Below are 14,920 nucleotides of genomic sequence, written 5' to 3' on the forward strand. Positions count from 1 at the left end.
GGGGTGACTCCTCGTGATCCGGTGCTGTTCAGCTGTGGCCAAGGCTACCGGACGGCGCCTGTCCGACGTGCGGTGGCGCGCGCCCCGCACCTGGTGGCGGGCACTTAGCGGATGCCGCGCATGAGTCGGAGGACCGGCCGGGCGATGACGAGCAGGACGATGCCGACCACGACGGCGACCAGGCCGAGGACCGTGAAGTACGGTGCCTCGTTCTCCGGGTCGTAGTACCGCGACAGCACGCCGGTCAACGCGGTGCCGAGCGACACCGACAGGAAGAACAGCGCGACCATCTGCGTCTGGAACTTCGACGGCGCGAGCTTCGTGGCGACGGACTGCCCGGACGGCGAGAGCAGCAGCTCCGCGACGGTGAACACGAGCAGGATGCCGACCAGGGCGAGCAGCGGCGTGCCGTTCTCCCCGGTGCCGACGAAGGGCAGGAAGAGCAGGAACGCCACGCCCATGATCGCGGCGCCCAGGCCGAACTTGGTCGGCGTGGACGGCTGGCGGTCACCCAGGCGGGTCCAGAGCGCGGCGAAGAGCCCGGACAGCGCGATGATCATGATCGGGTTGATCGACTGCACCCACGACACCGGCATCGGGAAGCCGAACAGGTCGCGGTCCAGGCGTTGGTCGGCGTAGACCGTCACGACGGTGAACTGCTGCTGGTAGAGCGACCAGAACACCGCGCTGCCGATGAACAGCGGGATGAACGCGAACACCCGGGAGCGCTCGTCCGAGGTCAGGCCGCTGGACAGGATCACCACGAAGTACGCGATGGTGGCGACGACCACGACGGCGACCACCACGACCGGCAGCGTGGAGACGTTCAGCAGTCCGGTGAGCACGGCCACCGCGACGACCACGACCGCGACGACGACCACGACGACGACCAGCGGGTACCGCGACCGCGGCAGCGGGTTCGTGACGTGCTGCACCGCGTCGGGCAGCTTCCGGCGGCGGACCGCGTACTGCACCAGCCCCGCAGCCATGCCGACCGCGGCGAGCCCGAAGCCGTAGTGGAAGCCGAGCGTCGACTGCAGCAGCCCGGTGAGCAGCGGCCCGGCGAACCCGCCGAGGTTCACCCCCAGGTAGTAGAGCGAGAACCCGGCGTCGCGGCGTGGGTCGTCCCGCGTGTACAGCGAGCCGACGATCGTCGTCGCGGTGGCCTTGAGCCCGCCGGACCCGAGCGCGATGAGCACGAGGCCGACGCCGATGCCCGCGACACCCGGCACCAGGGCGAGCGCGATGTGCCCGAGCATCACGACGACGGCGCTGCCGAACAGCGTGCGGTCGGCACCGATCAGCCGGTCGGCGACCCAGGCGCCGATGATCGTGAACAGGTACACCGAGCCGCCGTAGGCGCCCATGATGCCCTTGGCGAGACCCTCGTCGATGCCCAGCCCGCCGCGCGTGACCGAGTAGTACATGTACAGCAGGACGATGCCCTGCATGCCGTAGAACGAGAAGCGCTCCCACAGCTCGACGGCGAAGGGCGTGGACAGCTCGAACGGCTGCCCGAAGAAGGTGCGTCCGCTGCTGCGCCGCTCGGGCTTCGTGGTGCTCGACATGGCGGAGAGTGTGCCCCGGAACGGGGGCCGCACCGAATCGTTGCCAGGGTCTCGACGGATGTCCCGGGCGGGTCTTGGAGGGTTCCCACGAACGGCGCCGGGTCGGCGGGGCGGCCGGTTGTGGCCCTGGCACGGCTGTCATGCCATCCGCGACACCGGTGCTTACGCTGGCCTGGTCGGACCGCCGTGCAGTGACGCGGTCCGTGCACCGTGCAGTCCAGGAGGCACCCGATGGTCGACATCGCACCAGTCCGCAGCAGCGCCGAACGCCGCCCGACCGACACCGACACCGGCAGCGCGCCGAAGGCCGACGCCACCGGCGACCCGGCGGTGGGGACGCCCACCGGCAGCACCGACACCGACGTCCGCATCGACGTCGACCTGCTCGCCGAGCACCTGCTCGGTCGTTGGGCGGAGGACCGCCGGATCTCCCGCCGCCTGGCCCGCGACCCCGCGCTGCACAAGATCGAGGGACAGCCGATCGCCGAACACCGCGCCCGGGTCTTCGAGCAGCTCCGCATCCTGGTCGACGCCGGCGCGATCCAGCGCCCCTACCCGCTCGAGTTCGGCGGCCAGGACAACCACGGCGGCAACCTGGCGGCGTTCGAGGAACTCACCGTCGCGGACCCGTCGCTGCAGATCAAGGCCGGCGTGCAGTGGGGGCTCTTCGCCTCCGCCGTGCACCACCTCGGCACCGAGCGGAACCACCGCGAGTTCCTGCCCGGCATCATCGCCTTCGACGTCCCCGGCTGCTTCGCGATGACCGAGACCGGCCACGGTTCCGACGTGCAGAACATCGCCACCAGCGCGACCTACGACCCGGAGACGCAGGAGTTCGTGGTGCACACGCCGTTCCGCGGTGCGTGGAAGGACTACATCGGCAACGCGGCCCTGCACGGCAAGGCCGCCGTCGTGTTCGCCAAGCTCGTCACGCAGGGCGTCGACCACGGCGTGCACGCGTTCTACGTCCCGCTGCGCGACGAGGACGGCTTCCTGCCCGGGGTCGGCGGCGAGGACGACGGCGTCAAGGGCGGTCTCAACGGCATCGACAACGGACGGCTCTGGTTCGACCACGTCCGGATCCCCCGCACGAACCTGCTGAACCGCTACGGCGACGTCGCCGAGGACGGCACCTACTCCTCGCCCATCGAGTCCCCCGGCCGCCGGTTCTTCACGATGCTCGGCACCCTCGTGCAGGGTCGGGTCTCGCTCGACGGTGCCGCGGTCGTCGCACAGAAGGTCGGCCTGCAGATCGCCCTGACCTACGCCATGCAGCGTCGGCAGTTCCCGACCGGCGACGGGCAGGAGGGCGTGCTCCTCGACTACGGCCGTCACCAGCGCCGCCTGATCCCGCGTCTGGCGACGGTGTTCGCGCAGTCGTTCGCCCACGAGAAGCTGCTGCAGACCTTCGACGACGTGTTCAGCGGACGGGCCGACACCCCGGAGCGCCGCGAGGACCTCGAGACCCAGGCCGCGGCGTTCAAGTCGATGTCGACCTGGTCGGCCCTCGACACGCTGCAGGAGTGCCGCGAGGCGACCGGCGGCGCGGGGTTCCTCGCCGAGAACCGGATCACGAGCCTCCGGTCCGACCTGGACGTCTACGTGACGTTCGAGGGCGACAACACCGTGCTGTTGCAGCTCGTCGGCAAGCGTCTGCTGACCGACTTCCGGAAGGCCGCGCCGCGGGATGCCGCGTCGACCGCGAAGTTCGTCGCCGCCCAGGTCGCCTCGAAGCTCGCCGACGCCACGGGCCTCCGTCGACTCGGTCAGACCGTTTCGGACCGCGGGTCGCTCGCGGCCTCGGTCGCCGACCTGCAGGACGCCGGCACCCAGCGAGCACTGCTGGCCGGGCGTGTCGAGACCATGGTGACCGAGATCGGGATGCGGCTGCGCACCGCGGGCAAGGACCGTGCGCGCGCCGCCGTGCTGCTCAACCGGTCGCAGCACGAGCTCATCGAGGCGTCGAAGGCGCACGCGGAACTCATGCAGTGGGACGCCTTCACCGACGCGATCGCCGACGTGCCGCCGGGTGACACGCAGACCGTGCTCGTCTGGCTGCGGGACTTGTTCGCCCTCGGGCTGATCGAGCAGCACCTCGACTGGCACCTGCTGCACGGTCGGCTCTCGGCGCAGCGTGCCCGCGCGGTGTCGGCGTACGTCGACCGGCTCGTGGCGCGGATCCGCCCGGTCGTCCCGCAGTTGCTCGAGTCCTTCGGGTACGAGCCCGAGCACGTCCGCTCCCCCATCGCGGCCGGTGCCGAGCAGGCCCGCCAGGACGAGGCCCGCGCCTGGTACGCCGCCGAGCGTGCCGCGGGCCGGCTCCCCGAGCAGGAGAAGAAGCCCCGCCCGTAGGCGCGAGCCGGACCTGCACGGCGGCATCCGCCCGTCACCGCGACTTCTCGCGGTGACGGGCGGTTCCCGTTCGTGCCGCCCGGGCGGCGCCGCGCGCCGGCGCTGGCGCCGGCGCGGCGCGGCGAGGACCCGCACAACGGAGACCCGCCTGAACCGCGGGATGCCGTGGCGCGAGGCGGACGCGGTTGGGCGCAGCCGAACCGCGGCAGCGCGCAGCGCGGCGGCAGCGCGTCAGTCGGCGGCGGGAGGCCGCGGAGCGCCGAGCGCGGCGCGCAAGCGCGCCTCGGCGTCGTCGTCGGCGCCAGCGGCGGCGACGTTCGCCTCGGCCACGGCTCGGACGACCTCTTCGCGCTGGATCTTCACGCCACGCGGGGCATCGATCCCGATGCGCACGCCGTCCCCGCGGGAGTCCAGCACCGTGATGACGATGTCGTCACCGATGAGGATCCGCTCGCCGACCTTCCGCGTGAGTACCAGCACCGGACCAGCCTAGCGACTCCCCCGCCGACGGCCCGGCAGCGACGAGCACCGGCACCAGCACCGGCACGGGCACGGGCACGGGCACGGGCACGGGTCAGAGCGTGCGGACCGGGACCCTGAGCAGGCGGACGGTCTCCGGGGTGTTGGTCTCCTCGGCGCCGATGGCCAGGACGCCGGCGATCGGCACCCCGACCTCGACCACGGCCGTCAGCATCGCGACGGCGTCCTCGTGCTTCCGCCCGACGTCCACGACGACCCACACCTGGTCCGGCGCGAGCGAGGCGGTGGTCGCCACGTCCGTCCACGCGGCGACCGCGAGCAGCGCCACGCCGTCGCGGACCGCATCGGCACGGGCGAGGATCCCGCTCCGCCGGTCCGAGGCGGCTGTCGCTCGGAGTCCGTGCCGGTTCGCGAAGACCCCGGCGGCGGCGTCCACGTCGGTCGCGCGGCCGACGAGCAGGACCAGGTCCCCGTCCGCCGACCGGACGGCGGGTGCGGGCGGCGGGACCGGCGTCGGCACGGCCGCTGCGACGGCGACCGCGGCAGCCGCGGCGCCGGGGGCGAGCAGCTCGGCACGCAGGTCGGCCCATGGGTCGGTCTCCGCGCCTCCCGGCAGGCTGGTGACGGCACCGTCGGTGACGGACGGGAGGCCCGGCTCGCCCGGCGCAGGTCGGCCGGCGGCCCGGCGCGGCGGAGCCAGCCCGTCGGACGCGAAGCCGTCGAGGACCGACGCGAAGGCGTCCGCACGGGTGCCCGCGGTGCCGTCGGTCTCGGCGATGCGGGACTCGGCCGCCTCGGCGTCCGCGAGGAGCGCCGCGATGCCGACCCGCTTGGCCGGGGACGAGGCGATGGCGACGCGGGCGGTCGGCGGGTCGAACGGGTCGGGGACCTCGATGACGGCCTCGACGTGTGCCTTCCGGAACAGCCCGGCGACCCCACCGCTGGTGACCCGTTCGGCGGAGACGATGCGGGCGCCGGGGCCGAACTCGGCGAGGACGCTGGCGCGGACCTCGTCGAGCGTGGCGCCGTTACGCTGCGATCGGATCGGCGGCACGGACCACTCCCACGGTCTCGATGGTGGAGCCCGCGGCGGTGGCCTCCTGGTACGACAGCACCGGCAGGCCGTTCGCCTGCGCGGACACCATGCGGTGCACGGCCGGGCGGAGCTGGGGTGCACAGACCAGGACGGCGGACAGGCCCTGGTCCTCGACGGCGCGGACCGAGTCGCGCACCGAGCCGAGGACCTGTTCGATGCGGTGTGCGTCGAGCAGGATCTGGCTGCCCTGTTCGGACGGTCGGAGTCCTTCGAGCATCGCCTGTTCGAGTACCGGGTCGATCATGATGACGCGGAGCACGGTGCCGTCGAGGTGTCGGGCGGCCAGCGCGGGTCCGAGTGCGGCGCGTGCCGACTCGACCAGGCCCTCCGGGTCGGTGGAGACCTTCGCGCGGAGGGTCAGGGCCTCGCAGATCCGGCCGAGGTCGTTGATCGGCACCCGCTCAGCGAGCAGTCCCTGCAGCACGCGCTGCAGTTCGGCCATCGACAGCATGGCGGGGACGAGTTCCTCGACGGCGGCGGGGTTGACCTGCTTCACGCCCTCGGCCAGGACCTTGACGTCCTCGCGGGTGAGCAGGCGGGCGGCGTTGTCGCCGATGACGGCCTGCAGGTGGGTGACGAGCACGGACACGCGGTCGATCACGGTCGCGCCGGTCATCTCGGCGGCGTGCCGGAGTTCCGCGGGGACCCATTTGCCGGCCAGGCCGAACACCGGCTCGACGGTCGGGTCGCCGGGCAGGCCGTCGAGCTGTTCGCCGAGGGCCAGGACGCTCCGCGCGGGGGCGGTGCCTCGGCCGGCCTCGACCCCGGCGATGCGGATGGCGTAGGTCGCGGGCGGCAGGTCGATGCTGTCGCGGGTGCGCACCGGCGGGACGACGATGCCCATGTCGACGGCGATCTTCCGGCGGAGTGCCCGGACCCGGCCGAGCAGGTCGTCGGAGGCGCCGGAGACCATGTCGACGAGGTCGGGGGCGAGCAGGATCTCGAGGGCGTGCACGCGCATCTGCTCGAGGAGGTCCTCGGGGGTGTCGCTCGTGGGGACGGCTGCCTCGAGCGCCTGTTGCTCGGCAGCCGTGGCGGCGGCGCGTTTGGCGTTCTGGCCGATCCGCCACCCGGTGAACAGCAGCGTCGCGCCGATGAGCAGGAACGGCAGGATCGGCATGCCGGGGATGAACCCCATCGCGATCGCGGCGGCACCGGCGATCATCAGGGCGGTGCGGGACTGCGAGAGCTGGTCGGACGCCGACGTGCCGATGTCGGACTCGGCACCGGAGCGGGTGACGATCATGCCGGTCGACACGGCCATCAGGAGCGCCGGGATCTGCGACACCAGGCCGTCACCGATGGTGAGGATGCCGTAGTGCGACAGGGCGTCGGTGATCGACATGCCGTTCTGCAGCATGCCGATCGCGATGCCGCCGACCAGGTTGATGACGAGGATCAGGATGCCGGCGATCGCGTCGCCCTTGACGAACTTCGACGCACCGTCCATCGCGCCGTAGAAGTCGGCCTCGGCGGACACCGCGGCACGCCGTTCCTTGGCCTGCACGTCGGTGATGAGGCCGGCGTTGAGGTCCGCGTCGATCGCCATCTGCTTGCCGGGCATCGCGTCGAGGGTGAAGCGTGCGCCGACCTCGGCGACGCGCTCGGCGCCCTTCGTGACGACGACGAACTGGATCACCACGAGGATGAGGAAGATCACCGCGCCGATGATGACCGAACCGGCGACGGCGACGTGCCCGAACGCCTGGATGACGTCCCCGGCGAAGCCCTGTGCCAGCACGAGCCGGGTCGAGGCGACGTTGAGTCCGAGCCGGAACAGCGTCGCGACGAGCAGCAGCGACGGGAACACCGAGAAGTCGAGCGGCTTCTTGACGAACAGCGTCGTGAGCAGGATCACCAGCGCCAGCAGGATGTTGCAGATGATGAGGACGTCCAGCAGGAACGGCGGTACCGGCAGGATCAGCAGCAGGATGATGCCGACGATGAGCACCGGGACGGCGAACTTCGGCAGGTCGGCGCGCTTCATGCGGGGAGGGCCTCTCCGGGAGTGTGGTCGGGGACGGGACGCGGGGTCCGGAGCTTCCGGGGGCGGACGTCGCCGCTGAGCGTGGTCGGGTCGAGCACGGTGGCGACCTCCTCCGGGGTGGTGGGACGGGGCGGGGTGTGGGTGCCGGCGGTGGCCCCGCGGGCGGCGAGCGTCATGACGAAGGACAGGACGCGGGCGACGGGCGTGTAGAGGTCGACCGGGATCTCCTGGCCGAGCTCGCACGCGGCGTGCAGTGCCCGGGTGAGCGGGATGTCCTGCACCATCGGCACGCGTTCCTCGGTCGCCTTCTGGCGGATGGCGTCGGCGACCGGACCGGCCCCCTTGGCGACGACGCGGGGTGCGGACTTGCCGGCCTCGTACTTGATCGCGACGGCGTAGTGCGTCGGGTTGGTCATGACGACGTCGGCGGTGCCGATCGCGGCGATCATCCGGTTCCGGCTGGCGGCGAGCTGGCGCGAGCGGCGCTGCGACTTCACGAGCGGGTCGCCCTCGGCCTGCTTGTTCTCGTCCTTCACCTCGCGCTTGGTCATCATGGTGCGCTTGCGGTTCCGCCGGACGACCACGAACACGTCGAGGGCGGCGAGGACGAGCCCGGCCGCGATCGCGGCCCGGAGCAGGGTGCCCGCGCCGTCGCCGGCGGCCTCGAGGACGCTCGTCAGCGGCAGCGACCCGCTCGACATCAGGACGGGGACGAGGCCCTGGACGGCGAACCAGAGCACCAGGCCGACGACCGCGGTCTTCAGCAGTGCCTTCAGCCCGTTCCAGAGCGCCTGGGTGCCGAACACCCGCTTCACGCCGGCGACGGGGTCGAAGTGCTCCGGCTCGGGGGTCAGCTTCTTGAAGTGGACTCCGCCCTGCGCGACCGCGACGGCGAGCACGGCGACCGCGACGACGCCGAGCATCGGACCGACGGTGCTGCCGATCGAGCCGAGGGCGTCGTCGAGCACGTGCCGCATCGTGCCGATGCTCGGGTCGGCGATGACGAGCGTCACGGCGTGCAGCTGCTGCTGCCCGGCGGCCGAGGCGTGCCCGATCGTGGACGGGATCATGAGCGCGGCGACGGCGATGCCGATCCACGCGCTGAGGTCCTGCGACCGGCCGAGCTGCCCCTTCCGGTGCACCTCGCGCATCCGCTTGTCGGATGCCTGTTCGGAGCGCTCTCCGCTGTCGGACACGTCGTCACCCCCTGCCCGTGATCGCCTGGACGGCGTCGCCGGTGAGCGAGGACACCACGCTCGGCAGCGCCATGAACAGCGCGCCGGCGAACAGGACGGTGAGGCCGATCTTGATCGGGAAGCCCATCTGGAACGCGTTGAGCGCCGGGGCGACACGGGTCAGCAGGCCGAGCCCGACGTCGGCCAGGAACAGGACGACGACGAGCGGACCGGCGATCTGCAGTGCGGCGAGGAACATCTGCCCGAACGCGGCGACGAGCATCGGTGCGACGCCGTCGATCGGGAACCGGCCGTCCACGAGCGGGACGCCGTCGAACGAGCGGACGAGCCCGCCGATGATGAGCTGGTACCCACCCGAGGCGAACAGCAGCGCGAGTGACGCCATCTGGAAGAGCCGGGTGAACTGGGCGCCGTTCACCTGGGACTGCGGGTCGTACGCCTGCGCCAGGGTGAACCCGCCGAACAGGTCGACGAGCGCACCGGCGGACTGCACGGCCGCGAACACCAGGTACACCATGAAGCCCAGCACCAGGCCGACGAGCAGCTGGGTGACGAGGGCGACCAGGAACGCCGCGGTGTCGAGCTGCTCGTACCCGGCGGTGACCTTCGGGGCGAGGCCGATCGCGAGCCCCAGGCCGAGGATGACCTTCACCACGCCGGGGAACGCCTTGTACGAGAACGGCGGCGCGACGACGAAGAACGCGACGAGCCGGACCCCGGCGAGCATCGTGCCCTCGAGTCGGGCGGCGTCGAAGACCAGGTCCATCAGCCGCTCCCGAGCAGCTTCGGGATCATGTCGAACGCCACGTGGGTGAACGCGATCATCTCGGAGATCATCCAGTTGCCGCAGACGACCAGCGCGATGGCGACGGCCAGGGCCTTCGGCACGAACGAGAGCGTGACCTCCTGGATCTGCGTCACGGATTGGAACAGTGAGATCGCGAAGCCGACGACGAGGGACGTGATGAGCACGGGCGCCGCGAGTTTGCCGGCGACGAGGAGCGCCTGGAGGGTCAGGTCGATGACCGCCTGCTGGTTCACGAGGGGCCCCCGGACGTGGTGCGGCTAGACAACGTGGTAGCTCTCGATGAGGGACGTGATGATGAGCCCCCAGCCGTCCACCAGGACGAACAGCAGGATCTTGAACGGCAGCGAGATCATCACCGGCGGGAGCATCATCATGCCCATCGACATCAGCGCCGCGGAGACGACGAGGTCGATGACGAGGAACGGGATGAAGATGACGAACCCGATGATGAACGCGCTGCGGAGCTCGGAGATGATGAACGCCGGGATCACGGTGGTCATCGGCACGTCGGCCAGGTCCTTCGGGTTCGCCTGACCGGCGGCCCGGGTGATGAGGGCGACGTCCTCGTCACGGGTCTGGTGCAGCATGAACGTCCGGAGCGGCTTGGTGCCGATCTCGACGGCCTGCTGGAAGTCGAGGTGCCCGGCCAGGTACGGCTGCAGGGCGTCGTCGTTGACGTGCCCGATCACCGGCGCCATCACGAACAGGGACAGGAACAGGGCGAGTCCGGCGATCACCTGGTTCGGCGGGATCGACTGCAGGCCGAGTGCGTTCCGGGTCATCGCGAGGACGACGAAGATCTTCGTGAACGACGTCATCATGAGCAGCAGGGCCGGGGCGACGCTGAGCAGCGTGATCCCGATGAGGGTGACGACGGCCGACGACGGCGTGCCGTCCGGGCCGTTCACGTTCACGCTGAAGCCGCCGGTGGACGGTGTCGGCGGGGCGGTCGGTGCCGTCGGCGCGGTCGGCTGGACGACGCCGGCCGCGTGCGCGCCGGTCGTGGTGAGCATGAGGTACCCGGCCACGACGGTCACGCCGAGCAGGACGAGCAGCAGGAGCCGACCCGTGCGGGCCGCGCTCACCCGGTCCGCCGGGAGCGGAGCGCCGACGCCGCCTGGCGCCAGGTGTCCGCGGAGAGGACCGAGCCCTGCAGCTGGGCGGCGGTCGGGACGACCGGGTTCGTCCGCGGTGCGGCACGCCGTCCTCGGGGCCGGAGCGGCAGGACGTCATCGGACACGGCTGGGGCTGCGGCGGTGTCGGACGGGAGGCCCGCCCCACCCTCGTCCTGCCGGTCCAGTTCCGCACGGAACGCGTCCGCCGTCGGCAGCGCGACCGGACCCGTCACGATGGTGAGCTCCGGCGCGGGCGCCTGGCCGCTCGTGAGGAGGGTCACGCCGTGCTCGGCCACGCCGAGGACGAGCCGCTGTCCGTCGACGTCCACCACGACGACGCTCGCCTTGCCGCCGATGCCCTGGCGGGCGACGACCTCGAGCGACGCCGAACGGCGCCCCCGGGTGCGTCCCGCGCCGAACTGCCCCTTCTGCATGCGTCGGTGCAGCGCCCACATGAGGGCGAGCACCACGCCGAGGGAGAGCGCGACGCGGAGCGCGATGACGAGCGTGTCCACCGGGTCAGACCGTCTCGGCGACGTCGAGGATCTTGGTGATGCGGACGGCGTAGTCCTGGTCGACGACGACGACCTCGCCGTGCGCGATGAGTCGGCCGTTGAGGAGCACGTCGGCGGGGGCACCGGCCGAGCGGTCGAGTTCGACGACGGCGCCGGGCTCCATGCCGAGCACGTCGCGCACCGACATCCGGGTGCGGCCGATCTCCACGGTGAGGGTCATCTCGACGCTGTTGATGCGACCGAGGTTGCCGGCGGACAGGACCGGGGCGGCCGGGACCGGTTCGGCGACCGTGCCGTTCTCGCGGATCCGGATCGCGACCCAGCCCATCGGCTGCCCGGCGGCGGTGAGGGCGAACACCACGGCCTCCGGGTCGGCGACGAGCGCGACGGCGGAGTCGCGGCGACCCTCGCCGAGCACACCGGCCCCGAGCGGGGCGACCGCGGCCTCGAGCGACGGCCGGAGCACGTCGGCGACGGACACGAGTCCGGAGTCGACGCCACCGGCGGCGGTGATCGCGGCGAGGTCGAGCAGCACCACGGCGAGGTCGGCCGAGACGCCACCGACGAAGGAGGCGACCACGGCGTCGGCGGCACGTGCCTGCAGGTCGGCGGACGGGCCTCCCGGCTGGGCGACGGCGACGAGCGGGACGGCGGTGGGCAGCGCGCTGGCGAGCGCCTCGGCGGCGGTCGTGTGCAGGGTGGAGGTGACGACGGTCATGCGGACGGCTCCGATGCGGTGGTGGTGACGACGACGCCCGCGAGCCGCGAGCCGTTCGCGCCGACGGCGGCGGTGCCGACGGGTTCACCGTCGACGGAGATGGTGAGCGGGCGGTGCTGCGGGTGCGGCAGCGGCAGCACGTCGCCGACGGCGAGGCCGAGGACCTGCGCCGGCAGGACGGTGGCCGGGGCGAAGCGCAGCGAGACACCGACCGGCACGGACGCGAGCTGGGCGTCGAGCAGGGCCTTCGCGTCGGCGGTGGAGACGTCGGCGGGCCGGTCGACGAGCTGCGGCAGGACGGCCTCGGCGGGCAGCGCGAGGGTGCCGGCGGCGACGCGCTCCCCCACGCGGATCTCGAAGGACGCGACGATCATCAGGTCGGACTTCTGCGCGGCCTGGGCGAACTGGCTGTTGAACTGGAAGGCACCGGCCGTGACGGTCTGGTCGAGCAGCCCGCCGAGCGAGTACCGGAGGTCGTCGAGCGCGTCCTCGACCAGGCGGCGCACGAGGGCCTGCTCGATCGGGGTGAAGGTGCGCTCGGGCGTCGGCAGCGGCTTCGAGGCGCCGAGCGAGTGCGAGACCCACGTCAGGGCGGCGTCGAGCGGCACCTGCAGGACACCCTTGGCGGCGACGCCGTCGATGGGCAGCAGCACCATGCCGGTGAGCGCGGGCAGCGACGCGGCGTACTCGTCGTAGGTCATCATCGCGACCTGCTCGCACGTGACCTGGCTGAGGACACGGACCTTGGCGGTCAGCTGCGTGCCCCACTGGCGGGCGAACGTCTCGAAGGCGAGTTCGAGGACCCGGGCGTGCTCACGAGCGAGCGTCGACGGGCGCGCGAAGTCGTACACCTCGGGCGCGGTCAGGGTCTCGGTCACGAGTCGTACTCTCGGCCGCCGGAGAGCGGCCGTCAGCTCTGGCCCCTCTTCTGGGGCGACGGTCGCGCCTACCCGGAACGGGCTCCGTCCTGCGCCTTCGCCAGGCTCGGCATGAGGGCGCTGACGTCCTGGTCGGCGTTCGACAGCACCACGATGTCGACCCGGCGGTTGAGCGCGAGGTCCTGGTCGGTGCTGCCCTTGGCGAGCGGCCGGCTGGAGCCGAAGCCGACGGACTGGATCCGGGCGGCCGGCATGCTGCCGCGTTCGACCAGGTCGCGGAGCACCCCGGTGGCGCGGGCGGCACTGAGCTCCCAGTTCGTGGCGTACGGGGCGGTGGAGTTCCGGCTGTCGGCGTGGCCCTCGACGCTGACGTCGTGGTCGGCACCGCGGAGGACCGGGGCGATGGCGTCCATGATCCGCTTCGCCTGGTCGGACAGGTCGGCGCTGTTCGTGCCGAAGTACGTCTCGCTGCCGATCAGCCGGACGGTGAGGCCGCGGGCGTCGACCGTGAACTGCACGTTCGTCGACTGCCCGGCCTTGTCGAGGTTGCCCTTGATCGCCGCCTCGATGGCCTTCAGGTCGTCGAGTTCGGCCTGCGCCGCCTTGACGTCCGCCTTGGTCGCGGTGGCCGGGACGACGGTCGAGGCCGGGTCGACGTTGGTGTCCTTCGTGCCCGACGCCGCGGTGGAGTGGTCGGCCTGGGCCTTGTCGACCGAGTAGCCGGAACCGTCCTCGACCTGGTCCTTCGTGACGACGGTGCCGGAGGCGGTGTCGACCTTCTGCGACTTCACCTCGCCGAACCCGGTGGCGAGCGAGTTCTTCAGCGCGATGTACTTCTCCTGGTCCACGGTCGACATCGCGAACAGCACCAGGAACATGCACATCAGCACCGTGATCATGTCCATGTACGACGCCATCCAGCGCTCGTCGGGGTGTTCGGCCTCGTCGTGGCCGCCCTTCTTGCGACCGCGTCCACGGCCGCGGGGGTTGGCGCTCATGCTCAGGCCGCCAGCTGCTGGTCGTCGGCGCCGGCCTTCGCCTTCGCGCCCTTGCCCGAGTCCCCGCGCGCACTCGGCGGGACCATCGCGGTGAGACGCTCGCCGAGGAGACGCGGCTGACTGCCCGCCTGCACGGCCAGGAGGCCCTCCATCAGCAGCGTCTGCCGGTCGGACTCGAGCTGTGCGAGCTTCCGGAGCTTGCCGCCGATCGGCAGCCAGAGGAAGTTCGCGGTGAGCAGGCCCCAGAGGGTCGCCACGAAGGCGCTGGCGATGAGCGGGCCGAGCTCGTCCGGCTTGCCGAGGTTCGCCAGGACGTGGGTGAGCGAGACGACGGTGCCGATGATGCCGACGGTCGGGGCGAATCCGCCGAGTCCCATGAAGAACGAGCTCGCGCTCCGCATCGGTGCCGCGTTCGACTCGATCTCGTCCTCGAGCAGGATCCGGAGCTCGTCGCCGTCGGTGCCGTCGGCGATGTTCTGCAGCGCCTTCTTCATGAACGGGTCGTCGTGCTTGTCGGCCTCCTGTTCGAGCGCGAGCAGGCCGTTCGAACGGGCGGTCTCGGCCAGCCCGACGACGTCGTCGATGACGGTCTGCGGCGGGGTGACCTTGCCCGTGAACGCCTTCGGGGCGGACTTGAACGCCGAGAGGGCGTCCTTCAGCGTGGTGCTGGCGATCCCGGCGCCGATGGTGGCGCCGAACACGAGCAGGATCGGCGCGGGGAGGAACAGCCCGCCGAGCTCGACGTGCTCCATCTCGATCATGCCGAAGAGGGCGCCGAAGGCCAGGAGGATGCCGACGATCGTCGCGATGTCCACGTCAGCGACCCCCGTCCTGCGTGCGGAGCGGAGCGACCGGCGCGAGCGTCGGCTGCGGGCCGGTGGCGTCGCGGCCGATGGGCAGGTCGGTGCCGTACGCCATGCTGACGATGCGTGCCCGGTAGGTGGCGATGCGGTCGATGACCTCGGCCAGGGACTCGCGGACGATGTACTTCGCCCCGTCGACCATGATGAGCGTCGTGTCCGGCGTCTCCTGGATGCGCTCCACGAGATCGGGGTTCACAGCGAATCCGCTGCCGTTCAGTCGTGTGACGACGATCATGGCCCGTCCTGGTTCTCGATCGACCCGCCGCCGTCCGTGGGGCAGGTGTTCGACCGCCCGTCCGTGGGTGGTCAGTGCGCACTATCGGCGGACGCGTCCGGTCCGTAAGTG

15 protein-coding genes are annotated in these 14,920 nt (G+C 71.7%); 1 reads left to right on the forward strand and 14 read right to left on the reverse strand.

Annotation, left to right across the window (positions count from 1 at the left end):
• Positions 1-104: 104 nt before the first annotated feature.
• Positions 105-1,568 (reverse strand): peptide MFS transporter, encoded by a 1,464-nt coding sequence (locus SOM35_RS06465; protein ID WP_320514779.1) that lies wholly within the window; start codon positions 1,566-1,568, stop codon positions 105-107.
• Between the two features lie 231 nt (positions 1,569-1,799).
• Here SOM35_RS06465 and SOM35_RS06470 point away from each other — a divergent pair, with 231 nt between their 5' ends.
• Positions 1,800-3,920 (forward strand): acyl-CoA dehydrogenase family protein, encoded by a 2,121-nt coding sequence (locus tag SOM35_RS06470; RefSeq protein WP_320514780.1) that lies wholly within the window; start codon positions 1,800-1,802, stop codon positions 3,918-3,920.
• A gap of 231 nt (positions 3,921-4,151) precedes the next feature.
• Here SOM35_RS06470 and csrA read toward each other — a convergent pair whose 3' ends face one another.
• The 13 genes from csrA to SOM35_RS06535 all read right to left on the reverse strand — a co-directional run bounded on the left by csrA (position 4,152) and on the right by SOM35_RS06535 (position 14,809).
• Positions 4,152-4,400 (reverse strand): carbon storage regulator CsrA, encoded by a 249-nt coding sequence (gene csrA, locus SOM35_RS06475; protein WP_111073369.1) that lies wholly within the window; start codon positions 4,398-4,400, stop codon positions 4,152-4,154.
• 94 nt (positions 4,401-4,494) lie between these two features.
• Positions 4,495-5,454, reverse strand: coding sequence for a hypothetical protein (locus tag SOM35_RS06480; protein ID WP_320514781.1), 960 nt, complete (start codon positions 5,452-5,454; stop codon positions 4,495-4,497).
• Positions 5,429-7,483, reverse strand: coding sequence for a flagellar biosynthesis protein FlhA (locus SOM35_RS06485; protein ID WP_111073367.1), 2,055 nt, complete (start codon positions 7,481-7,483; stop codon positions 5,429-5,431). Before SOM35_RS06485 ends, SOM35_RS06480 begins: the two co-directional genes overlap by 26 nt.
• Positions 7,480-8,679, reverse strand: coding sequence for an EscU/YscU/HrcU family type III secretion system export apparatus switch protein (locus SOM35_RS06490; RefSeq protein ID WP_320514782.1), 1,200 nt, complete (start codon positions 8,677-8,679; stop codon positions 7,480-7,482). Before SOM35_RS06490 ends, SOM35_RS06485 begins: the two co-directional genes overlap by 4 nt.
• Before the next feature lie 4 nt (positions 8,680-8,683).
• Positions 8,684-9,445, reverse strand: a complete 762-nt coding sequence (locus tag SOM35_RS06495) for a flagellar biosynthetic protein FliR (RefSeq protein ID WP_221851395.1) — start codon at positions 9,443-9,445, stop codon at positions 8,684-8,686.
• A complete protein-coding gene (locus SOM35_RS06500; protein ID WP_110902510.1) occupies positions 9,445-9,720 on the reverse strand; it encodes a flagellar biosynthetic protein FliQ in 276 nt (91 codons plus the stop codon). Before SOM35_RS06500 ends, SOM35_RS06495 begins: the two co-directional genes overlap by 1 nt.
• 24 nt (positions 9,721-9,744) lie before the next feature.
• On the reverse strand, positions 9,745-10,572 hold the full coding sequence (gene fliP, locus SOM35_RS06505) for a flagellar type III secretion system pore protein FliP (protein WP_221851393.1): 828 nt from the start codon (positions 10,570-10,572) through the stop codon (positions 9,745-9,747).
• Complete coding sequence (locus SOM35_RS06510) at positions 10,569-11,117, reverse strand: FliO/MopB family protein (RefSeq protein ID WP_320514783.1); 549 nt, start codon at positions 11,115-11,117, stop codon at positions 10,569-10,571. The genes fliP and SOM35_RS06510 overlap by 4 nt, the downstream gene beginning before the upstream one ends.
• A gap of 4 nt (positions 11,118-11,121) precedes the next feature.
• The gene (fliN, locus tag SOM35_RS06515) at positions 11,122-11,835 is read right to left on the reverse strand and encodes a flagellar motor switch protein FliN (RefSeq protein ID WP_320514784.1); all 714 of its coding nucleotides are present in this window, start codon (positions 11,833-11,835) and stop codon (positions 11,122-11,124) included.
• A complete protein-coding gene (locus SOM35_RS06520) occupies positions 11,832-12,713 on the reverse strand; it encodes a flagellar motor switch protein FliM (RefSeq protein WP_253463001.1) in 882 nt (293 codons plus the stop codon). The genes fliN and SOM35_RS06520 overlap by 4 nt, the downstream gene beginning before the upstream one ends.
• Positions 12,714-12,781: 68 nt before the next feature.
• Positions 12,782-13,711 carry an OmpA/MotB family protein gene (locus SOM35_RS06525; protein ID WP_221851386.1) on the reverse strand — a complete coding sequence of 310 codons (930 nt, stop codon included), beginning with the start codon at positions 13,709-13,711 and terminating at the stop codon, positions 12,782-12,784.
• A gap of 2 nt (positions 13,712-13,713) precedes the next feature.
• Entirely contained in the window at positions 13,714-14,526 is an 813-nt protein-coding gene (locus SOM35_RS06530; protein ID WP_290156038.1) for a motility protein A, read from the reverse strand.
• A gap of 1 nt (position 14,527) precedes the next feature.
• Positions 14,528-14,809 carry a flagellar FlbD family protein gene (locus SOM35_RS06535; protein WP_111073358.1) on the reverse strand — a complete coding sequence of 94 codons (282 nt, stop codon included), beginning with the start codon at positions 14,807-14,809 and terminating at the stop codon, positions 14,528-14,530.
• Positions 14,810-14,920: the final 111 nt, after the last annotated feature.

Source organism: Curtobacterium sp. CFBP9011 (assembly GCF_034045095.1).
In the GTDB taxonomy this organism is placed as follows: domain Bacteria; phylum Actinomycetota; class Actinomycetes; order Actinomycetales; family Microbacteriaceae; genus Curtobacterium.